Annotated in this window: 20 protein-coding genes and 6 pseudogenes; 6 read left to right on the top strand and 20 right to left on the bottom strand. The window is 40.8% G+C overall.

Annotated features, from left to right (window positions below; genetic code table 11):
• Window positions 1-30: 30 nt before the first annotated feature.
• The 9 genes and pseudogenes from phnK to phnG form a co-directional block, all read right to left on the bottom strand.
• A complete protein-coding gene (gene phnK, locus FNW02_RS31635) occupies window positions 31-804 on the bottom strand; it encodes a phosphonate C-P lyase system protein PhnK (protein ID WP_191761418.1) in 774 nt (257 codons plus the stop codon).
• A gap of 25 nt (window positions 805-829) precedes the next feature.
• The gene (locus FNW02_RS31630) at window positions 830-1,714 is read right to left on the bottom strand and encodes an alpha-D-ribose 1-methylphosphonate 5-phosphate C-P-lyase PhnJ (protein ID WP_191761401.1); all 885 of its coding nucleotides are present in this window, start codon (window positions 1,712-1,714) and stop codon (window positions 830-832) included.
• Window positions 1,711-2,268: a phosphonate degradation HD-domain oxygenase gene (locus tag FNW02_RS31625; RefSeq protein ID WP_191761400.1), complete on the bottom strand. Its 558-nt coding sequence runs from the start codon at window positions 2,266-2,268 to the stop codon at window positions 1,711-1,713. The genes FNW02_RS31630 and FNW02_RS31625 overlap by 4 nt, the downstream gene beginning before the upstream one ends.
• Before the next feature lie 2 nt (window positions 2,269-2,270).
• Window positions 2,271-3,461, bottom strand: coding sequence for an alpha-D-ribose 1-methylphosphonate 5-triphosphate diphosphatase (locus FNW02_RS31620; RefSeq protein ID WP_431356831.1), 1,191 nt, complete (start codon window positions 3,459-3,461; stop codon window positions 2,271-2,273).
• Between the two features lie 99 nt (window positions 3,462-3,560).
• Window positions 3,561-3,965: pseudogene (locus FNW02_RS39105) on the bottom strand (fosfomycin resistance glutathione transferase); the annotation flags it as partial.
• A complete protein-coding gene (locus FNW02_RS31615) occupies window positions 3,962-5,164 on the bottom strand; it encodes a carbon-phosphorus lyase complex subunit (RefSeq protein WP_191761398.1) in 1,203 nt (400 codons plus the stop codon). The gene FNW02_RS31615 and the pseudogene FNW02_RS39105, both read right to left, overlap by 4 nt.
• A 116-nt stretch (window positions 5,165-5,280) precedes the next feature.
• On the bottom strand, window positions 5,281-5,754 hold the full coding sequence (locus tag FNW02_RS31610) for a GNAT family N-acetyltransferase (RefSeq protein WP_191761397.1): 474 nt from the start codon (window positions 5,752-5,754) through the stop codon (window positions 5,281-5,283).
• On the bottom strand, window positions 5,744-6,343 hold the full coding sequence (gene phnH / locus FNW02_RS31605) for a phosphonate C-P lyase system protein PhnH (protein WP_191761396.1): 600 nt from the start codon (window positions 6,341-6,343) through the stop codon (window positions 5,744-5,746). The genes FNW02_RS31610 and phnH overlap by 11 nt, the downstream gene beginning before the upstream one ends.
• Before the next feature lie 49 nt (window positions 6,344-6,392).
• Window positions 6,393-6,851, bottom strand: a complete 459-nt coding sequence (gene phnG, locus FNW02_RS31600; protein WP_191761395.1) for a phosphonate C-P lyase system protein PhnG — start codon at window positions 6,849-6,851, stop codon at window positions 6,393-6,395.
• Window positions 6,852-6,969: 118 nt separating this feature from the next.
• Between phnG and phnF the strand changes: the two genes are divergently transcribed.
• Window positions 6,970-7,728: a phosphonate metabolism transcriptional regulator PhnF gene (gene phnF, locus FNW02_RS31595; protein ID WP_225226039.1), complete on the top strand. Its 759-nt coding sequence runs from the start codon at window positions 6,970-6,972 to the stop codon at window positions 7,726-7,728.
• Between the two features lie 49 nt (window positions 7,729-7,777).
• Here phnF and FNW02_RS31590 read toward each other — a convergent pair whose 3' ends face one another.
• The 6 genes and pseudogenes from FNW02_RS31590 to FNW02_RS40265 all read right to left on the bottom strand — a co-directional run bounded on the left by FNW02_RS31590 (window position 7,778) and on the right by FNW02_RS40265 (window position 14,256).
• Window positions 7,778-9,499 carry a cation:proton antiporter gene (locus FNW02_RS31590; RefSeq protein ID WP_191761393.1) on the bottom strand — a complete coding sequence of 574 codons (1,722 nt, stop codon included), beginning with the start codon at window positions 9,497-9,499 and terminating at the stop codon, window positions 7,778-7,780.
• Window positions 9,500-10,229: 730 nt separating this feature from the next.
• On the bottom strand, window positions 10,230-11,003 hold the full coding sequence (phnE, locus tag FNW02_RS31585; RefSeq protein WP_191761417.1) for a phosphonate ABC transporter, permease protein PhnE: 774 nt from the start codon (window positions 11,001-11,003) through the stop codon (window positions 10,230-10,232).
• A 75-nt stretch (window positions 11,004-11,078) separates the two neighbouring features.
• Window positions 11,079-12,080, bottom strand: coding sequence for a phosphonate ABC transporter substrate-binding protein (gene phnD, locus FNW02_RS31580; RefSeq protein ID WP_191761392.1), 1,002 nt, complete (start codon window positions 12,078-12,080; stop codon window positions 11,079-11,081).
• 44 nt (window positions 12,081-12,124) lie between these two features.
• On the bottom strand, window positions 12,125-12,922 hold the full coding sequence (phnC, locus tag FNW02_RS31575; protein WP_191761391.1) for a phosphonate ABC transporter ATP-binding protein: 798 nt from the start codon (window positions 12,920-12,922) through the stop codon (window positions 12,125-12,127).
• A gap of 132 nt (window positions 12,923-13,054) precedes the next feature.
• Window positions 13,055-13,735 (bottom strand): annotated as a pseudogene (locus FNW02_RS31570) (IS701 family transposase); the annotation flags it as partial.
• A gap of 287 nt (window positions 13,736-14,022) precedes the next feature.
• Entirely contained in the window at window positions 14,023-14,256 is a 234-nt protein-coding gene (locus tag FNW02_RS40265) for a helix-turn-helix domain-containing protein (protein ID WP_225226038.1), read from the bottom strand.
• A gap of 60 nt (window positions 14,257-14,316) precedes the next feature.
• Between FNW02_RS40265 and FNW02_RS31560 the strand changes: the two are divergent.
• A pseudogene (locus tag FNW02_RS31560) lies at window positions 14,317-14,640 on the top strand (AAA family ATPase); the annotation flags it as partial.
• A 293-nt stretch (window positions 14,641-14,933) separates the two neighbouring features.
• On the opposite strand, the gene FNW02_RS31555 reads toward FNW02_RS31560, so the two are convergent.
• Complete coding sequence (locus tag FNW02_RS31555) at window positions 14,934-16,067, bottom strand: ISAs1 family transposase (protein WP_191761389.1); 1,134 nt, start codon at window positions 16,065-16,067, stop codon at window positions 14,934-14,936.
• Window positions 16,068-16,332: 265 nt separating this feature from the next.
• On the opposite strand from FNW02_RS31555, the gene FNW02_RS31550 reads away from it, so the two are divergent.
• Complete coding sequence (locus FNW02_RS31550) at window positions 16,333-17,172, top strand: GNAT family N-acetyltransferase (protein ID WP_191761388.1); 840 nt, start codon at window positions 16,333-16,335, stop codon at window positions 17,170-17,172.
• A 307-nt stretch (window positions 17,173-17,479) separates the two neighbouring features.
• Here the strand turns inward: FNW02_RS31550 and FNW02_RS31545 are convergent, their stop codons facing one another.
• The 3 genes and pseudogenes from FNW02_RS31545 to FNW02_RS31535 all read right to left on the bottom strand — a co-directional run.
• Window positions 17,480-18,298 carry a carbonic anhydrase gene (locus tag FNW02_RS31545; protein WP_191761387.1) on the bottom strand — a complete coding sequence of 273 codons (819 nt, stop codon included), beginning with the start codon at window positions 18,296-18,298 and terminating at the stop codon, window positions 17,480-17,482.
• A 493-nt stretch (window positions 18,299-18,791) separates the two neighbouring features.
• A pseudogene (locus FNW02_RS31540) lies at window positions 18,792-19,130 on the bottom strand (ATP-binding cassette domain-containing protein); the annotation flags it as partial.
• A pseudogene (locus tag FNW02_RS31535) lies at window positions 19,126-19,344 on the bottom strand (hypothetical protein); the annotation flags it as partial. The pseudogenes FNW02_RS31540 and FNW02_RS31535, both read right to left, overlap by 5 nt.
• A 110-nt stretch (window positions 19,345-19,454) precedes the next feature.
• Between FNW02_RS31535 and FNW02_RS31530 the strand changes: the two are divergent.
• The 3 genes and pseudogenes from FNW02_RS31530 (at window position 19,455) to FNW02_RS31520 (ending at window position 22,024) form a co-directional block, all read left to right on the top strand.
• Entirely contained in the window at window positions 19,455-19,673 is a 219-nt protein-coding gene (locus FNW02_RS31530) for a hypothetical protein (RefSeq protein WP_225226037.1), read from the top strand.
• A 289-nt stretch (window positions 19,674-19,962) separates the two neighbouring features.
• Window positions 19,963-20,575: pseudogene (locus FNW02_RS31525) on the top strand (ShlB/FhaC/HecB family hemolysin secretion/activation protein); the annotation flags it as partial.
• A gap of 549 nt (window positions 20,576-21,124) precedes the next feature.
• On the top strand, window positions 21,125-22,024 hold the full coding sequence (locus tag FNW02_RS31520) for a hypothetical protein (protein WP_191761386.1): 900 nt from the start codon (window positions 21,125-21,127) through the stop codon (window positions 22,022-22,024).
• Between the two features lie 136 nt (window positions 22,025-22,160).
• Here FNW02_RS31520 and FNW02_RS31515 read toward each other — a convergent pair.
• The coding region (locus FNW02_RS31515; RefSeq protein ID WP_191761385.1) for a diguanylate cyclase at window positions 22,161-22,664 on the bottom strand (504 nt) is incomplete at its 5' end.

Raw genomic sequence — 22,664 nt, 5'->3', positions numbered from 1 at the left:
TGTTGACTGTTGACTGTTGACAGTCAACAATTAGGGTGTTAAAGCGGCACTAACTAGTAGTTGAGTGTATGGATGTTGTGGATCGTCAAGTACTTGGTCGGTTAAACCTGATTCCACCACCTGTCCTTGTTGCATGACTAGTAATCTGTGCGCCAGCAGTCTGACTACGCCGATATCGTGGGTAACTATAATCACACTGAGGTGAAAATTGCGGACAAGCGATCGCAACAAATCTAATAACCGTGCTTGTACTGATACATCTAACCCTCCTGTCGGTTCATCCATCAAGATCAACCGAGGATGTGTCACCAACACACGGGCAAGTTGTAATCTTTGTTGCATTCCTCCAGAAAATTGGACTGGCAGATCATCTATCCGTGCTGGGTCAATTTCCACTTGTTGTAGCCAATGTGCAGCCTCATCCCGAATATTACCATAGTGCCGTACCCCTATATCTAGTAGGCGTTCGCCGATATTTGCTCCAGCACTGACCTTCATTCGCAGACCATCACGGGGATTTTGCTGCACAAAGCCCCATTCAGTTCGCATCAATAATCGCCGTTTAGCTTCCGCAAGTTGAAAAATTTCTAAGTCTTCACCGTTACGGCTAGTATAAGTAACATTACCTTCATCAACCGCAATGTAATTAGCAATAGCACTCAGCAAAGTAGACTTACCTGAACCTGATTCTCCAACAATGCCGAGAACTTGCCCAGGAAAGAGATTAAACGAAATGCGATCGCACGCTTTAATTGCGCCGTAAGATTTACTCAGTTGGTGAACCTGTAAAAGAGCTTTAGTCATTGGTAAATAGTGATTAGAGACGCGATTAATGGCGTCTGTACAATAGTCCAGATTCATCAGTCATCATTCCTCTACAAAAATCCGTATCTGAGCAAATCCACATTCGCCCACCTTGGTCGTCAATCACGACCTCATCTAAATAGCTTTCTGTAGAACCGCATAACTCACAGGCTTTATCCCATTTTTCGACGGTGAAAGGATGGTCTTCAAAGTCGAGGCTTTTGACTTTGGTATATGGTGGAATTGCATATATACGCTTTTCTCTACCTGCACCAAATAATTGCAATGCGGGACTCATCTGCATTTTGGGATTATCAAAGCGTGGGATCGGACTAGGACTCATCAAATAGCGATTATGCACCATTACCGGATAGTCGTAGGATGTGGCAATATGTCCATGTGTGGTAATGTCTTCGTAAAGCTTGACGTACATAGCCCCGTATTCTTCTAGAGCGTGCATTTTGCCTGTCTCTACAGATGAGGGTTCTAGCCAGCGTAAAGGTTCGGGAATCGGTACTTGGTAAACTAAAATCTGTCCTTCCTGTAGTGGTGTTTCGGGTATGCGATGGCGCGTCTGAATTAAAGTTGCTTCTTGTGTGCGTTCTGTTGTTTTTACACCACAAACTTTTTTGAAAAAGCGACGAATATTAACGGCGTTAGTAGTGTCGTCTGCTCCTTGGTCAATTACTTTTAATACATCAGTTTGACCAATCACAGCAGCAGTTACCTGAATTCCACCAGTACCCCAGCCGTAAGACATGGGCATTTCTCTGGAAGAAAAGGGAATTTGATGTCCTGGAATCGCAACGGCTTTCAGCAAGGCGCGGCGAATAGAACGTTTTGTTTGCTCGTCTAGGTATGCGAAGTTAAAACCTGTTTCTGGGGATGGGGGATGGGGAGAAATATTCATTTTATTGGTGAGATTAAAGAGGTAGTTATAAATTGAGTGAAGTGGTTTAAATCGGGTGTTGGCAGATTTGTGATTTTTGCTTTGTCGTCATAAATCCTTAACTGCACAGAATCTTCGGCATAAGGTTGCTGAATAAATTTCTCTGCTTGTTCAGAGGAAAATATGCCTCCTTGGAGTTCTAAGCTGCGTTTGGATGCGGCTGAAAGACTGTCCCAATATTTAGGATCAACTGAGCAAAGATAGCGTTTGGCGACGACATGAAGTCTAATTGGCTCTGTGACTGCTGGACTGAACATCTGACGTAGTAAGGGTATGGCTCGATGTTCATGTTGATCGTCTATGCCTTGGCTGGCGGGATTATCACCCAAGTTATGAATTAAATGTCCTAAATCGTGGAGTAGACAAGCGGTAATTAATTCATGGCTTTGAAGTGATTTTTCAGCGAGGCTAGCACATTGCAAGGCGTGTTCTAGCTGGCTGATGGCTTCTGCACCATACAATTGAGAACCCTTTTCAGCGAACAGATCAATAATGCTTTCAATGGTAGGTTTCATAGTTATTTGATGTGATATCGGGCAACTTCTTGTCCTCCTACATATACAGATGCGATGGCAGTAATCGCAGATGCTAAAGAATTATCAGGAGATATTAATAAGAAATCAGCATCTAAACCAGGAGCGATTTTACCTTTTTGATCCCCTATCCCCGCCGCCTCTGCTGGTCGGCTGGAAACTAATGACCATGCTTGTTCAAAGGACATTAAGCCTAATTCTTGGAGTTTGAAGGGGGCGTAAAATAAGGAAGGGTAATGATAGTCTGAGCAAAGACAATCGATAACGTTATTTTTTACCGCCTCAGCGACACTCATCAAACCTAAGTGAGAACCACCACGCACTAAGTTAGGCGCACCCATGAGAACTGCTGCACCATATTCACGAGACTGAGCCGCTAAGTCTACAGTAGCGGGAAATTCTGCGATCGCTACTCGGCGTTTCTGGCTTAGTATTACCTTCTCTGGGGTATCATCATCGTGAGAAGCGAGGGGAATACCGTAGATATGAGCTAAATCCACCAGTTGTTCTATTTGCACGTCTCCTTCATGTCGCCGTTCTGTTACTTGGTTGACTAATTCTTCGATTTCTTCTATGGACATGGATGATCTTTGCCTCACACTATTGAGATATCGACTCAATCTTTTTTGATTTCCTGGAGGTGGTAGGTGATCGTTGATAGACAAAATATGCACGCGATCGGATACCATCCAATCACACAATTCTTGATGTCCGGCGATATTTGCTTCTTCATGTCTAATATGAATGCGATGATTGCAATTTAAAACTTGTTTGCCTGTCCCCAAGATAAAGTCAATTAAAGTACGAGCAGAATCTCGGCTGCGTAATCCTGGTTCGTAAGAGTCGGTGATTGAGCAGTAAAAAGTTGTGATACCGGATGCTAAGAGGTTGCGGTCATTATCTGCGATCGCTATTGGTAGAGGAAAGTTGACTCCAGGTCGAGGGCAGATCATCCTTTCAAAAGCATCGCCGTGTAAGTCAATGATTCCTGGTAACATCTGGAGTCCTTGAGCATTTACCAGATGAAATCCATTAGGACTACTGGCCTGATCAATGCTGGTAAATTGCCCATCTTCAATTAAAACTGTGGCATCTTCCAGCCAACCATTAGGAGTTAGTACATTTACTCCTTGGATAGCAATTTTTGTGTTGGTTGGTTTTGAAGATATTTGAATATTTTTAGGTGTTTGACTGTTGACTATTGACTGTTGAACGCCAGTTGCTTCAACGCGGGAAACCCGCGCAACGCACTGGCTCCTGTTGACTGATTCACTAAAAAATTTCATGTTTTTATAGGGAGCTTTTTGAGTGGCGGCAATTCTGGAAGATAAATCACCTATATGCAATTCCAGCTTGTGGTGATCGGGGTCGAGAATATATATAGAATCGCCTTCACTTGTATTTTGCTTCCACTGTTTGACTCCTAAAACTTTGAGGCGATCGCTATATTCTTGAAACCTTTCTTCAGAGACACTAAAAGCAATATGAGTGTACTCATCTATAGGATTTGTGCGTGTGTTGGAATTCAAAGATAGGCACAACCACAAATCACCTGCCAGTAAATAAGCACCTGTTTTCCATTTAGCGATCGCTTGACAACCTAGAATTTCGGTATAAAAATTAAAAGATTTATCCAAGTTGCAGACAGATAAAGTAATATGGTTAATTCCTGTAATCATTTCGCTTCTTCCAAAATCAAATCACTGTTTTCCAAAGACTGAGATTCTTCCGCCGTAACAGTTAATGACGATTGATTACTTAGCTGCTGCTCTCGGATTTTCCGCACCAGATTTAACTCTGCTTGAAAGTCTATGTAGTGTGGAAGTTTGAGGTGTTGGACAAAACCTTGTGCTTCCACGTTATCGGAGTGGGAAAGTACAAACTCGGCATTTTGGGCTGGCCCTTGAATTGTTTCCCCTAATTCCTCAGATCGCATTGCCCTATCTACCAGCGCCATCGACATCGCTTTACGTTCGTTGTAACCAAAGGTGAGTCCATAGCCACGAGTAAACTGAGCAGGTAATTCTTTAGTACCTTTAAACTGATTTACCATTTGCACTTCGGTAACAGTAATATCTGCGATCGCTATTTCAAATCCCAATTCTTCTGGGCAAATTACTACTTCTACTTCCCCCATGCGAATCTCTCCAGCAAAAGGATGGTTTCTGCCATAGCCTCGCTGTGTAGAATATGCCAGAGATAGCAAAAAACCCTCATCTGCACGCGCTAGATTTTGCAGTCTCGCATCTCGTCCAGCAGGAAAGGTCAATGGTTGACGAGTTAGGTCAAATGGTTGAGATGAGGGAGATAACGGAGAATCATTATTTACTTGCTCCCCCTGCTCCCCTGCTCCCCTGCTCCCCTGCCCTTCTTCTGCTTGCATCAAACCTTCACGATCTAAAGTGTCAATTACACGCGGAACTGATTCTGTAATTGCTTCTGCTTCTGGTGCTGTAGGGACTTGTCCTTCTGCTATCAACTTAAAATCTAGTAGGCGGTGGATGTAATCGAAGGTAGTCCCTAACCTTTGTCCTCCTGGTACATCTTTAAAAATGGCAGAAATGCGGCGCTGAATCTGCATTTTGCTGGTATCTAATGGCTGGCTATAGTAGAAGCGGGGTAGTGTTGTCCGATAGGCTCGTAACAAGAAAATTGCTTCTACTAAATCACCCCAAGATTGTTTAATAGCAAGGGCTGCTAGCTCTCGATCATATAAGCTACCTTCACACATCACCCGTTCTACTGCTAGGGAAAGCTGTTGTTCAATCTGATCTAGGGTCAATTCGGGAGTAGCCGGATCACCTCTGCGTCTACTTTGCAGGAGTGCTTCTGCATTTTCAATTGCCTGTTCACCGCCTTTGACTGCAACGTATGGCATAATTTTTAATTCGTAATTTGTAATGGGCTACGCCCCGCTACGCTAACGTAATTCGTAATTTGTGATTAATAAATTTAGGTTTTAACTAAGTTTTCAGGTTTCCATTATTTAGATTTTTATCCTCCACAATTTTCGATTTGCTGACTTAGTTGGAGTATGCATTTAAAGCTCCAGCCATGTTGCTCGAATCCTAGTGATTGATAGAATTGATGGGCGCGATCGCGTTTCAAATTAGAAGAGAGTGTGACTTTATAACACCCAGCTTCAGCACTCAATTGAAGTGCGGCTTGCACCATTTGGCTACCAATTCCCTCTCCTCGCATTTGAGAAATAACTGTCACTGCATCTAGAACTGCAAATTTGTGATAGCCCCGGTGCATCATTGTTGGCGCATAGAGGAGACTGAAAGTACCTACAAGTTGCTGATTTAAAAAAGCAATATAGATGTAGTAGTTAGGTACTTGCGTGATTTCTGTTAAGATTTTTTCTAGATCATCGCTTGGTAAAGGTGATTCTCCATCCATGTCAGCATAAAGCTGATTCAATAGAGGCCAATCCTCACGGGTAGCAAGACGAATATCAAGAGTCATGGTACATCTCTGGTTTGGCGGTGCGTGGTAGTCCTATTACTGAATTTTTTGTAAATAAAAATACATCTACGCCTTGTGGATAGGCTTGGTGATTCTGCATCCAGAAGTCCCAAAAATAGACGGGAAGTATCGGGGCGATTGCTTGCTGGTCTAAAACTCCTGGCCCCGTCAACATCACAGGTTGTCCCATCTCAAAACTTTCCACCTGTATCAATAATGTTGTTGAGGCTTCAGGTTTTTCTGCTGTACCCCAATTAAAAATAGATAACTCTGGTAAAGCTGCCAAATCTTGAATTATGGCAAAGTCAGCTTTCTCTGGATACTGCGTGAAGCGACAGCCAGTATGGAACAACAACCAAGCTCTCACTTCATCTACAAAACTTGGCTGTAGCCATACCACAACATCCAAATCCAGCAACGTCAAACAAGCAGCCCCACAAGCAGGCGTTAAACCCAAAGGCACACTCATCTCAGCAGTTATCCAATAAGCTGTCCCCGGTCGAGCATTAGCATCAAGCAACGCCCGAAATGTCCTCTGAGCATCATGAATCGAATCTTGTAAGCCAGGTAAGTACGTAACTTTATTCATTAGTTTTCCCTTATCTCCCCATGCTCCCCCTGCTCCCCCTGCTCACTCCTCACCCTTCCCCTCTCACCATCGTAAAGAAATTGACCTTGGTGGCGGCTGCTTGACGCTGCTTGAGTTCCTGCTGCTTTTGGTGTTCTAGTTGCAAGGGTTGAATTACCTCAGCCTGTATCTGATCGTGCCAATTTGGAGTTTGTAGTAACGCATCACAAACAGCAGCTAGTTCTGCATGACGGTGCGATCGCCCGGCGACATAACCAAATCCAGTGATTGCTTCATCTCCTTGGCTCTCTAACTGCACAACACAGCGAGTCATGGTAATTTCTCCTAAGTTAAATGGCTCTCCTGTACCCCCAGCGCGTCCCCGCACCATTGTTAGACCAATCTCTGGGGAGCGTAAAAAGCTATAGTTGGGCAAAGTAATTAATTTGTTTACCAGTTTTTCTAATAGCTCTAACTCGGCTTTAGCTAATGTTGCCATCCATGCTTGTCGCTGGCTCACAGTAGGCATAAGTTGGTTTGTGGTATTTTGTTTTAAACTATTCTTAACTTGTCTAGACATCTAGATGAAAGTAGATTAACGCAATTTTGACAAATTGACAATCTAAAATTGATACATGAAGGAAATAATGCCAATTTATGTCCAGATTGCTGATCAACTGCGACAAAATATTCATCAGGGGGTTTATCAGATTGGGGAACAACTACCGACGGAAACGAAGTTAGCTGAACAGTTTGCAGTTAATCGTCATACCATTAGACAAGCGATCGCTCTACTAAAAGACGAGGGATTGTTACGAGTTGACCGAGGACGCGGAACTTTTGTAGCGGCTAAAACCATCCGCTATGCGATTGGTAAGCGAGTGCGTTACAACCAAACGCTGAAAGCACAGGGTTGGCAAGTAAGGTTTCAACTGCTGCGTGTTTTAGAAGTACCTGCGGATGATGCTGTAGCTAAAGGATTAGAGATTTCTTATGGTGAGCCGGTAGCGTTAATTGAACGTTTAAGTTTTGCAGATGAAGAACCTATAAGTATGGGTACTGGATATTTTCCCCTTAAGCGATTCCCTGATTTTTTAGAGCCGAAAAAAATCAAGATTTTGCAAGAACAGCAATCAATATCTCAGTTTTTACAACAGGTATATGGATGTGATCATATCCGTCGTAGTACCTGCGTTTCTGCTCGTCTAGTCCAGCCTCAAGATGCAAAGTGGCTACAAATACCCCTCAATCAACCGATCCTGTTGGCGGAGTCGGTGAACGTCGATCAAACAGGTAATGTTATTGAATATGGGGTAACTCGACTGCGGGGCGATCGCATGGAGTTATTTTTTGAAAATGACTTGAAAGAGGGTGTAGGTGCAAAACTAGGGCGTGTCGTTAGTTAAGCAATATGACGGAAGGAGCTAATTTGTCACAAAGTCGACACCCTAACCTTCATCTCCCTGGTCGGATACTACGATATCTATCGCTGCGAATATCAGTAATTACTTGATCAATCTGGTTTTTTGCTGCGCCTAAAGTGGCTAGGAGATGTGCGCCTAATTGTAGGGCGGCTTCAAATTCTGGTTGTACGACTTCCTTGGCTCCCATTTGCGTGAGGAGGTCAATTTCATTATCGTGGTGCGATCGTGCAATTACATCTAATTTAGGCGCGAGTGCTAATGCCCGTTTTAGAAGTAATCGCGAACTGGCAGGATCAGGTAAGGCAATTGCTAGGGCTTTGGCAGTTTCTAAATGAGTTTTCTCTAACACTAATTCGGAATCAGCATCACCAAAAATGTAGGGGATGCGCTGCATTCTCAATCTTTGAATGGCGGTTTCACTGTTTTCAATGACTAAGACTATATATCCCTGATTGAGCAAAATATTGACAATCACTTGCCCGACTCTTCCGTAACCAGCAACCACAACATGATCGCTAATGGTTTCTGGAATTGAGAGAATGTTGGGTTCTGTAAATTGTCGCAGTGATTTGGCAAAAAACGGCAGCTGGGTCAGACGTTCTAACAACTGCGGCGCAATATTGAGCGATATAGGAGTCAGAACTAGTGTAATTGCTGTTGTCTCTAATAGTAGAAGGTAAGTTCTTTCAGAAATAAGTTGGAGTTGTAAACCTGCTAAAGCCAAAACAAAGGAAAACTCTCCAATCTGATTAATCCCCAGACTGGTAAGGATGGTAGTCTTGAGGGAATAGCCAAATTTCAAAATGATTGGCATCAAAACAATTGCCTTACCCAGCATAACCAGAGTTACCAGTCCCAAAACTAGCCCCAAATTTTGGATGAGTGCAACTGGATCGATCAGCATCCCAATAGAAGCAAAGAACAGACAAGCAAAGGTATCTCTTAAAGGTAAAACTTTGGCGAGGGCATGATCTGCATGGTCAATTTCCGAAACCATTAACCCGGCAACAAATGCACCCATTTCGATGGACAGACCCAGTTTAGCTGTTACTAAAGCCACACCCAAACATAGAGCAATTACGGTCAGGACGAATAACTCTGTGCTTTCCGTAGTTGCCACGTTACTAATTAACTTCGGCACTATCCAACGACCAAAGGCGATCGCTAATCCTAAAAATAGCAAAACTTTCAGCAAAGCCATACTGATTGCCCAAGCAAGCCTTTCTGGTTGGTTGAGGACAGGTAAAAATGCTAACATCAATCCCAGTGCCAAATCCTGAGCAATTAAAATTGCCAGCATGACTTGACCGTGGAGTGTATTCGTTTCACCTCGTTCTGACAAAGTTTTCAACACTACTGCTGTGGAGGACAGTGATAGAACCACCCCTAAAAAAATGCCTTGTGTAAAGTTGTCAACCCAACCCAACGCAATTGTTAAAAATGCCACCAAAGCCGTAGTTAGCCCAATCTGCAACAGGCTACCTTTAATAGCAATATCCTTAACCCGCTTCAACTCTGTTAAAGAAAATTCCACACCTAAGGCAAATAACAAAAAAGCTACACCAATTGATGCTAGAGATTGAATACGTGGTACATCACTTAACAGCTTCAAGCCATAAGGCCCTAGAGCCAATCCAGCCACTAAATAACCGAGTAAAACAGGTTGCCGCAGTCGGTTAGCTAGGTATCCTCCGAATGCTGAAGCACCTAGAACAGTTGTGAAGTCCAGAATTAAGCCATGCTCTGCTGCCATATTAGACCTATTGCAAAAATAAATTATGATCCGATGAAGGGTTTTAAAAATTTGCTTTCTATCTCTATCAAACATCCTAATGAGGTAACAAAAATTCTCTGTACAGATTTTGATATGGATTTTTTCTAAACCCTTAACCATACCACAAAATAATTATGCAAGAGGTCTATTCTTTGCTTGCTATTAATTAACTAGTACCGCAAGGTGGAAGTCACAAGTCAAAAGAATTGTATTCTAAGCTTTGGCGTCATTTAAAATGGTATGTTTGTTTCCGCCGTGCTGTACTAGTCAGCATCTTTGCGTAAGTTATCTTGCTACGGCAACTTTTTGATTTATACGTAAATGCAAACTTGAATTCAGGGTAGCATTTCTTCAGATTGATTACAACAATGTTATGAACATAATTGTTCTACCGTTATTTTGCCCTAGTTATAGCTCAATATAGTTCAGATAAGCCCAAAAACCTCATGTAGAGACGCGATAAATCGCGTCTTAATATACCAATTATCTACACCAATAACCTTTAACTGAACCGTATTGAGTTATAGCTAGCCTAACACTATCCCTGGTAATAGATGCAGAATATTTGCCTCAATTCGATCAGAATTTACAGCACGTTTGATTTTTTTATTTCTTGTACTTAAATATGGTTTAGCGCATCTTCATACAGAATTGGATAACAAAATATTTACGCCAATTTGCCAACCTAACTGACGACATACCCTAATGGCTAGATTAACCACTGTCTCACTTTTGCAGAGAGTAAATCAATAACACCAGTAGTAACAATCAAAATAATCAGAATTGTACAGACTTTTTGGTATTCAAATGCACCAAAACTTTGATATAGTGAAACGCCAATACCACCAGCCCCGACAATTCCTAATACAGAAGCAGAACGCACATTTGACTCAAATCTGTAGAGAGTGAAAGAAGTCCACAAAGGCATTACTTGGGGAATCACTCCATAAATAACTTCTTGAATCTGACTTGCACCAGTAGCTCTAATTCCTTCTACCGGGCCTGACTCAATTGATTCTACTGCTTCTGAGAAAAGCTTACCCAAAATACCAGCAGTATGAATAAATAACGCCAAAACTCCAGCAAATGGCCCCAACCCAACAGCAACTACAAAGATTAGTGCAAAGACGATTTCATTAATCGCACGCATAGCATCTAAGAGGCGACGTGTTGGTTGTACAATCCATACTGGACAAATATTATGAGAGGCTAGGATAGAGAGAGGAACAGCTGCGATCGCAGCCATTAAAGTTCCCCAAATTCCCATCGATATAGTAATCAGTGTTTCTGAAAAATAATAATTCCAATCGCTAAAGTCTGGCGGAAAATATGAACGTATATATTCCACCATGTTGTCTCCCCGTTGCAGAAGTACAAGGAAATTTAACTCGCTTTGATTATAGGCAAAAATCAGTACAGCAAAAATCACTAAAATAAACAAAACCTTTTGGGTATTCACAAGCTTTGCTTCTTTCTCTAACATTGCTACTACGCTAGGAGATGCGTAAATAATTATCTGATTTCGTGGGCGCACTTTTCTCTACCTATAAATCTAATTTTATTGAATTTCTTTGAGTTGCTGGTTGAGTTCTGCTATTGTTTGCTGTTTCTCTTGCTCACTAAGATTTTCTTTAGCTTGAGTCTCTTGGATTTTTTTAGCAATTTCTAGTTCTCGAATTGTATGCCAATTTTTATCTTCAGCCTGTACAAAACCAGAAATTTTAAATTGTGATAAAACTTTATCATCTTTATAGTTATAGAAAAAGTTTTGCAACTTCTTTTTAAGATCATCAGGTAAATCACGACGATAAACAATCGGATCGCTGGGAATTATCGGTGATTTCCAAATAATTTCAATCTTCTGTCTAGCTTTAGGATTGGTATTTTCTAGACGACTTAATGCTTCATTGCTGACGGTAGCTACATCTACCTGTTTATTAGCTACAGCTAGAGCGCAAGCTTCATGATTACCGGCAAAAATCAAGCGTTTAAAAACTTTCTTAGGCTCAACATTATTTTTAGTAAAAATATAGTAACTGGGAACTAAAAACCCAGAGGTAGAATTTGGCTCATTAAAAGCAAAGGTGAGCTTGGCTGCATTTTGAATCACATATTTATCGCCACCTGCTGCTATAGCTTCCGCAGTGATGGGATTATCTTTATTAGCAATTAAATGAGAATAGTAGCCTTTAGTGCCATCTGCACTTACAACTTGAGCAAAAGCTTCTGCATCAGCTACTTTTACTGCTTCAATATAAGATTTACCACCCAACCAAGCTGCTTGAACTTTACCAAAGCGCATAGCTTCTATAACTGCTGCATACTGTGTAACATAGAAGGGTTTTATGGTAATCCCAACTTGCTGAGACATAGCAGCAGCAAAAGGTTCCCAAATTGGTTTTTGATTAGCTTGAGATTCTGTAGACAGAACACCAAAGTTAATTTCTTTAATTGCTGTGCTACTATTATCAGCATTAGAATTACAAGCTGAAAGTATCTTGGCACTTGCCAAAGTCATAGTAAACAAAGAAGCCTGCTGAATAAATAACCTTCTGTCCATAAGTTTTAGTTGTGATATCTAAGTAAAAATTCTGTATTTTTGGGTTATACTACCAGTTCTCCATGTCCTCTCATAATGAGTTCTTCGGCGGCTGTGCCATAAAGTTCATTGAGCTTTTCATCATTCATCTCTGTGGTTGCACCATCAAACATTACTTCTCCATCTTTGAGAGCGATCGCTCGATCAAAGTAACTACGCACCATTTGAATCTGATGTAAAGAAGCGACTACAGTAATTCCGCTTTGACGATTTAGCTGCACGAGTAATTCCATCACTTTACGCGCCGATTCAGGATCAAGAGAGGCGATTGGTTCGTCTGCAAGGATGATTTTCGCTCCTTGCACTAAACAACGAGCGATCGCCACTCGTTGCTGTTGCCCTCCAGAAAGCATAGATGCCCGTTTATAAGCGTGTTCAAGAATGCCTACTCGCTCTAGTGCAGCAAGAGCTTGGACTTTTTCTTCTTTAGTAAATAAATGTAAGATTGAGCGTAAAATAGATAATTTTGCTAAGTTACCAACGAGAACATTTTCGATAACTGTTAGCCGATTGACTAAATTAAATTGTTGAAAAATACAGCCTATCTGGCTTCGTAAAGACCTAATTTTAGAGTGTATTTTCCCTTCGCTCTGTAGGATTGCGCCAAAAATATAAACTGTTCCTGCATCTCCAATATGCAAGCCATTGATATGCCGTAAAAGGGTAGATTTGCCTGAACCAGATGCACCTATAAGTGCAACCATTTCTCCCTCATTAATTGTGCAGGCTACGTTTTTTAAGGCTGTCTTACCTTTGAAAACTTTTAAAAGATTACTAACTTCGATAGCCACTGTACTTGCCATTTTTTGACATTTAGATGTCTATGGCTAACATTAATAATATTTCTTAGTTAAGAGATAATTAAGACAAGGATAATTTATGATTTAATTTTTGAATTATCAGTTTAATGGATGAGTCAATTTTTGATGTATATCTCCATGATTAGTTCTGATTGATACCACACAACCTAAGTTATATTCACCCAGTTTTCCAATAAATTGGCTACTTTCACCATATGAACTATCAGCCAATACTAATTCAATATTGAAGCCTAATTCCATTAATTCTGTAATTATCTCTGATGCTAACTCTATTTTAGTTTTATATTTATCTGACTCCTTTAGTGTTACTTTTGGTTTAAATACTTTGAAAATTAATGGAAAAGTTATGTTAGCGTAAACTCCATAGGCGTTGACTGGAACTATTCCATTATCTATTTTTCCTACGCTTCCTAAATATTGTCTAGCTACATAATCTGTCTTCTTCCCTTTTTTCCTATCTCCTGTCTCATCTATTACTAATGTAATTGCACGGCCATCTAATTGTTTTTTCAATTTATTTAATCTTATTTGTTTGAATTTCTCTATTGATCAATCTGAATTTGCTAAGAAATGGTGTAATGATTGTGTCGATTTTATACTCACTATCTTTGCTATCTCTGGTAAAGATTTTCTTTTTATCGTTGATATTATCCCCAGGTGTAAATATTTGAAGCACTCATAATTCCTGACTTATTTAAATAAGTCTTTATACTCTGCACAATATTCATCTATGATGCCAACTGTTGGATGAGGAGCTCTTGCCAAATGTTTGATAATTTGTAATTCTACATCCATTGCCCTACTTACCTGAAGAGAGTTTTTTCTTTTAATCCTTTTATTCAGAATACTCAGAAAGTGACAGAAGAGGGATAATTTGAGACTTTAATGTATGTCTTTTGTTTTTGCCACTGTAGAATTGTTTTTGTTTTTTTAGGACGTTCTATCGGGCTTTCCGTAACATTTACTACCACTACCTCTATTTGATAATTTGGGTAGGAAAGCTTTTTCTTGCCAGTCAGAGAAAATTCTCTTGAACTAATGAGAATATCTTCAACTTTTCTGATAATACGATATGCTGTTGACTAGTTGACTCCCCAAGATTGGCCAATATGAAAATAGGTGCGGTATTCTCTCCAATACTCCAATGTCATCAACAATTGGTCTTCCAAGCTCAGTTTACCCGGTCGTCCTGTTTTAAGCTTTGTTTTTGAACGCGAGCGCACTATCTGTGTGATTTGAGTAAAAGTCTCTGGATGCACACCACACAAGCGTTTGAATTCTTCCGGTTTGAGGTTTTTTACTTTTTCGTAGGTCATAGATGTCAACAAAGCTCTAACCTACTTGTCCCATGCTCATCAGACTTTTGCAAGAAGTCTATTTATCTGCAACACTTTGGCATTAATGTTGAGGGCGAGTATTTGGAGGCTTCAGCAGCCAATACTGCAAAGTTTTCAGGAGCAGAACTAGAGACGCTGGCTGCTGAAGCCGCGCTGCTGGCATTTGATGAAGGACGACCGCAGCAGGTCACGCTATCTGATCTCGAAACCTGTGGGTCTTCCATTACCCCGCTTGCAATCACCGATGCTGCGGCAGTTGAGCGTATGCAGGAGTGGGCTGCTACCGCACGACGGGCAAGTAGTCCTGTTGTTGCTGCGAAACAAACGTCTTTGCGTACCGCCAAATACAGAAATATGAACTGATGAGAATTGCGGTCGTCTAAGAAAGGCGATCGCTAACCAGGGGAAACGCATCTTATTTCCTAATAAAAACTGAAGAAGATTTCAAAATGACATAGATAATTGTAAAAATTACAAGAATAATCAACAAAATAAATCAATAAAGCTTCAAAACTCTGAATTGGCTTATCTAAATCTGAATTCCTATCTGTTAATACTAAAATAAACTCATTAATTAGGTATATAAACTTATGTTTATCTGGAGAGAAAGTGGAACTTTCACATCCAAGGCTAAATCAAAGTTTTAATATACTACTTTAAGCTAACTCTAAAACTCTTGCTAAATAGTTGTTATCCATCGCAGCAAGGAACTGTTTATTTTTTACTCCACGTTTGACACGCTTCTCTTTGCCTAAAAGATTGACTGCAATCTGCCTTAAAATTGCAAAGTTTTGTGGGGCATTATCTTTTCTAATCCGACAGTCATCTTCTCTAAAAGCAACATCGAGTATCCAATGTAATGAGTTCTCTATTCCCCAATGACTCCGAATGCCCAGAGCAAATTCTTGAGCGCTCTGAGTAAGACTACTGATAAAATAACGGGTTTCTATCGTTGTTTTTCCATTGAGTGTGCGGATATACTCTACCATCCCAACACTGTTGAAATTTGCCCATTTCTGTTCTGGGTCTAAACTCATAGTGATGTTAGACAGCATCAGGTAATGGTGTAAATTCTTGCGACTATGTGACTCTGATTGCGTGGCATAGGTACTATGCTCAAAGCCTTCAAAATTATTACTTATGCCTTGTTTGAATAACTGTTCGACCTCATTGTAAAGATTACCTTGATTCTGTTTTAACGTAATAATATAGTCTGCTTCTTTGCTGGCAATTAATTTGACAATCTCTTTTTGACACCCTATGGCATCTATAGTGACAATACAACCAGATAATTCTAAAACCTTGATTAGTTCAGGAATTGCCGTAATTTCATTTGATTTATCATCTACCTTTATTTGCCCCAATACTAGTTTATTTGCAGTTGCCCATGCGCTCACAATTTGAATTGCACTTTGGTCACTACCTTTGTCATAAGAGCCACACAATGTTTTTCCATCTATGGCAATAACTTCACCCTCTGTTATTTTATATGTTGATTTCATCCAATTCAGAAAGCATTTTTGGAATTGCTGAGGGTTTAATTGGGCAAAAACTCGTGCGAATGTATCATGTGATGGAATCCCATTTGGTAGTTCTAAAAACGTTTTTAACCACTCATATTTTGTGCAGCCATACAGTTCAATTGCCACCCAACTATCTGCTCCACAAATTACTGCACAAATTGCAATGGTGAGAATGTCAACTAACTTGTGCCGTTTTGTCCGATCTACTCTTGGATCTTCCATCTGTGCAAAGTGGTCAGTAATCGTGATTTTGGGCTTGAGCTTCATGAAGAGAGCAGTATGGTAGTTCTTCTTTTTTCTCGCACTCTTGAATTTACTACAAAAACTAACCCACATTGCCCTGGCAGCCTAGGGCTGCCACAAACCTCTCTCCTCAAAACGATTATCATTATTATTTGCTTACTTCTCGACAGTCAGGAAAAAGCCTCCTGCTGCGTAGGCGCAGCCCGCCACAGGCATCGCTATGCAAAAAAACTTTTTGGTTTACTGTAGATAACACAACTCTTTTCTTGGTTCGTGAGTCAGGCAAATTATGCAACTACATCGATTCGACAACATTCAGGAGTTCTGGCACTCCACTCAGGCTTACTTACTCCAGCATCAGGTAGAAAACAATGTTTTGCTCAGTATTTCGCATACCTTGTTGCATAACCCAGAACGTTATCTAGGCAAGCCTTATTTAGCAATTGTCCAAACAAGTGGTGAGATTCTGGCTGTTGCCATCCGCACCCCACCCCAAAAATTAATCCTATCCAAAGCCCAAAATATGGATGCCTTGCGGTTGATTGCTCAAGATTTGCGTCTTGAGCAACTGCCAGGAAGTATGGGACTGGCTTTTGAGGCAGAAATATTCTCGCAGACTTGGCAAGCCCTGACAGGACAATTCTATCAACGGTCGGTGGTAATGAAAATTTACCAATTAACGGCAGTGCAAACAGTCTCAACGGCCAGAGGATATCTTAGACTGGCAACTGAAGGCGATCGCTCTATTTTGATTAAGTGGCTTTCTGCATTTTTATCTGAGATCGATGAGGCGGTGAGCGAAGATGTCGAACACCAGGTAGATAATCGGTTGAAACAGCAGAATACTTATTTTTGGATTGATAGCACTCCAGTTTCAGTTGCGTCTAGTAAACAAGTGTTACCTACAATTGGTCGGATCAATTTAGCTTATACACCACCAGAGTATCGTCGTAAAGGATATGCCACTGCCTGTGTCGCTGCATTAAGCCAAAAACTGCTAGACCAGGGATGCCGCCATTGTTTCCTCATAGCAGATTTAGCCAATCCCACAGCCAATCATATTTATCAAGCGATTGGGTATCGCCCCCAGGGCAATTGGCACGAATACTCATTCACCTCCAAGCAGTAAGCAGCCTGGAAGCAATCGCTTCCAGGCTTGGGAAATAAATCAAACCAGAAATATTAATTTTTTCATTAGCTTTTAACCTTGTTTGCCATTGAGAGTACTTTAGATGCGTTCGCCCTGGATCGCTAACTGAGTTAACGCGATATTTTGGTAAAGTAGGTTATTGCTAACTGCAATTTTAAGCATAGACCCGTGAGAGCATTAACGGGGTAATATTGCTTAGAATCCCCTAAATCACTGGCTCTCGCGTGCTGTTACTCTTAGTCAACCAACTCGTACCCTTACAAAAGATTTTCCATACTCTATATTTTTACTTTGTTGCCGAGCCTCGATAAATTCGCTCCATTTGTTCTGGAGAAAGCACTGTCATTGGAAACCATTCATGTGTGGAAATAGGGAGTTCCTGGGACGATTGAAGCGCCGGTTGTTGAGTTTTGGTGAAATGTATTTCCACATTGCTAGTTAAAGGTGGGGTAAGTAATGTCTCATCTATCTCCGATGGGAGAAGCTGATTTTGAGGCAAGACATAGGCGTGTTTTTGTGGATCGTATGACAAAATTTCTCCTGTCTCGATTTGATAAATCCAAGCATAAATACTAAGTTGCCCTTGGTGAAGCTTAGAGCGAATCACCGGATAAGTCCGTAAATTTTCGATTTGGGTGAGTACATTCTCAGCAATAATTATTTCTAAAAGTTCTTCCCCTTCGTAGTGGCTATAATTATCTTTCACCAGACGTCGCGTTGCCTCTGCATACTTGAGCCAGTCATGTACAAGCGGCATTTCTACCCGCAAGCTGTCTAACTTCATTAACCCTTTCATAGCGCCACAATGCGAGTGACCACAGACAATAATTTGCTGAATATCTAATGCTTGAATAGCATATTCAATCGTTGCTCCTTCACCACCATTAGTCGCACCAAATGGTGGAATAATATTGCCTGCATTGCGGATAACAAACAATTCGCCCAAGCCAGCTTGTGTAATCAGGTTTGGATCGATACGCGAGTCTGAACAAGTAATAAATAATACTCTGGGTTTTTGACCATGAGAAAGTTGTTCAAACAGTTCTTCATTGGCAGAAAAATAACTACTTTTGAATTCGCGCAAACCTTTAATCAATTTTTTCATCGGAGTACCTAAATGAACAAGTAATACTTGAAACTTTTCGTAAAAACTTAGTTCTCAAATTAAGCAAGTAGGGACAGGTTAATAATATCTGTAAACAGATTGACTTAATTGATAGGCTTTTGCCATTGCACCATCGGCTTACCTAAAGGGTGAGGTTTATTCTTGTATTCTTTAAGCAGTCTTGCCAAACTACCCTCTCTGGCCGCAGTTTTAATGGGGAATCAGTCTGCAATTAGTAATAAATTTGGTATTTTTCTCCTTCGACTCATTTAATTTCCTATTCTCCATTCCATCTGTGCACAAGCAATCCCTTACTACGGAAATTTTGCCCACAGCTTTTTGATGACTATCTGCTGTTACCGGCTCATCCCCCCAGTAGGAGAGCAAGTACTCGAAGCTTGGGTTTTTTTTCTCCCAAAAACTCAGCCATATTTAGCCTTTCTAGTCTTCCAGCCCGTAATGCAAACCGTAATAGCGATCGCCTTGTACCACTCTATTGGGTAGTGTTACGGAAGCTGTTACTAGGAGCAAAGTAGTACATCCGTCCTTGGCTCATCATCAAAATCACATCAGCATTCTGAATTGTTGCTAACCTATGGGTAATAAAAAATACTGTTCTTCCCTTAAATACTTGGGCTAAGTTTAAGCACACCTAACGTTCAGTAGCATAGTCAAGTGCGCTAGTAGCTTCATCCAGAATCAACAAAGGTGGGTTTTGTAAGACAGTTCGAGCGATCGCAATTTGTTGTTTTTGACCACTAGATAAGGCAGAACCCCTTTCCCCAACACGAGTTTTATAGCCGTTTGGCAAATTCATGATCAAGTCAACTGCCCAAAATTATCGCCGCAGCTTCCAAAGCTTTGGTGTTGTTCGTTACAGTGGCGAGATTCCTCAAAGCCATACCCATCAAGCGTAAGCATTCGGTGGTATTCTCCTTCGGTGCTTCAACAGAGAGCGATCGCAAAAGGTCAATGGTTTTCTCCAGTGCTTGCTTGATCTGCTTGTTTAGTGCTTTAGTCGCTTGCTGGTTAAGGGTATTTCTCCACTTGAGAGCGTTGTGATTTAGCACAACGTCGTTTACACACATATAAAAACGATCGCTTGCCGTGGAAAGTTTGCGATCGCTTTTTACCCTTTTATCAAAGGAATATCATTATGACTTATACAGCCCATCCACAGCAAGGTTTTTCTATTAACGAGCAAGCCCAATCCCAAACCATAGTCCCCATCCAAGAACCATTAACATCTCGTGACCGTCGCATTATTGGCGAGATTATCGGAGAACATCCCGAATCAGTTCGCACCATCTGGATTGAAGGTGGAATTACCGTATGGGTGCAATTCGTTGATGGTGGACTACTGCCCTTTGACTAATTCTTAACAGCAGAACACTTATTAGATGCAAAAAACACCGACACAATATTAACAGCAACACAGTATTTCCAACAATGCTTAAAAAACTCAATAACTGCTCTGAAATAACAGCAGTTAATCTACTGGATTCGCTTCGGGTACGCGGTGGCTCTACTCCTTTACATAGTTTAGCTTTCCGCAAAAAAGTATCCAATATTTGCTGGATAAGCAACTGGTGTAAGTCAACATAATTCGTAATTGATGATGACGCTCAAGGTCTCGCTACCGCTACGAAGCGCGTAATTCGTAGTTACAATCAGCTTCTCGATACTACGAATTGACATATCGCCAGCCAGTAGTAAAGACTCCTACGCAAGAATTAGCTCTTGGCTTAACTGCTTCAAGAAGAGAAAGTGAAGCATCTTATGTGGATTTTGAGAGAATCCCTTTCCCTTCATTGGGTGCAGATGAGCAAGGGCGTACCAGACAGCGCTGCGATTTTTTCAAGAATGGACACTTCGTGATAGTAATCAAGTATTGGCATTGCGATCGCCTACGGCGGGCGGTTACGCCATCACAGTTCAGCCTCGGACTGGGTGCATTCGATGCGACGATAAATTCCGATAGGCCAGATAGTCGCTTTTTTAGTTGGCAAGGTCAAGCGCAGTGGGTACGCCTGCTGGCTCCTGAAACCATAGCGTTACTGCGTCTAAATACGCAACTAGCGACTACGACACTCGTACCTTTAGAACAGTTTGGCGTGGGTGGCCAGGAGAGTGTCAGAGGTTATCGTCAAGATTTCCTATTGGCCAACAATGGCGTATTTGCTTCATTGGGGGATTCCGTTAGTAGATGTGGATTCGGACGGAAGAACTTGGCAGGAAAACGGGGTGTATTTTTCTGTGATTTATAATGCTTTTTGAACAACTGTAGAGTAGTTGGAACCTCTGGTAAGCTAATGCACATATAGCTTCAGATGTATATATAACTTCAAGTGACTTATGGCATCCAACCACGGAATGACTTATTATCTACCTTAAAGCATATTTCCAAAAGCGAATGAAGCAACTACGATGTTGTTACCAAACTCTTTGCTGTATAGCAAAGTTGATCACGACCTGGAAAGTTACAGTCCAAAAAAATTCCTACATCGTTTTTATTGTGTGATTTCCCTAACGTAGAGGTTACTATTGCCCGACCTTCTCGGCACATAAAAGCCTTGATGAGGCAATACTTGTGAATTTTTTGGTACGGTAACATTCCAGGTAGTGTTTCATTTATAAATGTGAAATTATCTCTGCTCCTGGAGACATCTGAGGCATATATTGTTTCATTTATAAAAACTCGTCTGAAGTTGTGGCATAGCATTTATAAGTGTTTGTCGTAGATTTGGCTTTTTTGGACAAACTGTAGCAAATGATTATGCTGTTTAGTGCTTACAAAGATGAAGTCTTTTTTTGGAAAGACAAAAAATGACCATTTGTTGGAAAAGGTTATCACTGCAAAATAAACTGCGAAAGCTTAATCTAAAAAATGATTTTCATAAGAGAGTAGGAGGAAAGTATTTAGAACGCTTAAGTAGATTTCATGGTGTTCGCAAAGCATACAGTGTTGCCCAAAACAAAATACAAAGTTTGAATCCCACTTTTTACAGAAATCGTCTAGAAATCCAAGATAAATCGATATTTACAGGTATTAGTGTTAAAAAAACCGTGATTGCTATGCAGGATTGTGGAGTCGGATTTGGTCTGCAATTGTCAACTAATATGGTAGAAGAAATCTCTAATTTTGCTAGTCGAACACCTTGTATAGAACCTGGTTTCCACGAGGAATTTCTTGCAAAAGCTGTTAAAGATGGTTGTTTACAAGGTGGGCGGTATGTAATGCGGGGGCTAGTAAATAATGTTAAAAATTGTCAAGCTATCGAGCAAATTGTCCACGACCCTTTGCTTTTAAAAATAGTTCGTAAATATCTTACCTATTGGCCAACGCTGATAACGCAGCATTTAACCTGGAGTTTTGCTTCATCCATGCCAGAAGCAGAAATTAAGAAAAGTTACCCACCAACTAATTTTCATTATGATATTGCTGGTTATAACTTTATGACAGCGTATTTCTACATTACAGACATAGATATAGATTCTGGGCCCCACGTAATGATTAAGTACTCTCACCAGCAAAAGCCATTACAGATGTTGTTGGCTTCTAATTGCCAACCTGACGATGCCATATTTAATTATTATGGTAAAGAAAATCAAATAGTTATTACTGGAGCAAGAGGATTTGGCTTCGTTCAAGACCCTTCTTGCTTTCACAAAGTTAAACCCCCTGTTACCTCAAATCGGTTGATACTACAAATTAGATATTCATAGCTCAATAGTCCAAGCGAGATTAAAAACTTGGACATAGACGCAAGTCCAGGCTTCTCTAATAGAATTTATTGAACGAGCATCTTAGCAATTAAACACAGAGAACTTAGCATAATTCACAACGCTTAGAGGTACTGCTCTAGAATAAATAGCAAGTTGGGTTAGCAAAAGGCGAATCCAACTTGCTGTTATGGATAAAGCGATCGCGTCCTGCTGCTTTTGCTTGATACAATGCTCTATCTGCTGTAGCAATTATTTGTTGAAAGTTAGAATTAGGCTGAGGAATTACTGTAGCTAGCCCAGCACTCAGGGTTATATGAGAACAAAGTAGTGAATTGCGATGAGGAATTGCTAATGTGCGGACAGCACAGCAGATTGTTTTGGCAATATGAATAGCCCCAATTGCGTCTGTATCAGGTAAAACAAGAGCAAATTCTTCCCCGCCATAACGGGCAATTAGATCCGCAGGACGCTTGAGAGCATCTTTGATCGCTCTAGCAATTTTGACTAAAGTGCGATCGCCTGCGAGATGACCATAAGTATCATTGTAGGATTTGAACAAATCAACATCGCACAGAATCAAAGATAGAGGCTGTTGTGAGCGTGTTTGGCGCTGCCACTCAAGCGAGAGATATTCTTCAAA

It is taken from the genome of Komarekiella delphini-convector SJRDD-AB1, assembly GCF_014831675.1.
Classification (GTDB): domain Bacteria; phylum Cyanobacteriota; class Cyanobacteriia; order Cyanobacteriales; family Nostocaceae; genus Komarekiella.
This window is presented reverse-complemented; position numbering and strand designations above follow the sequence as displayed.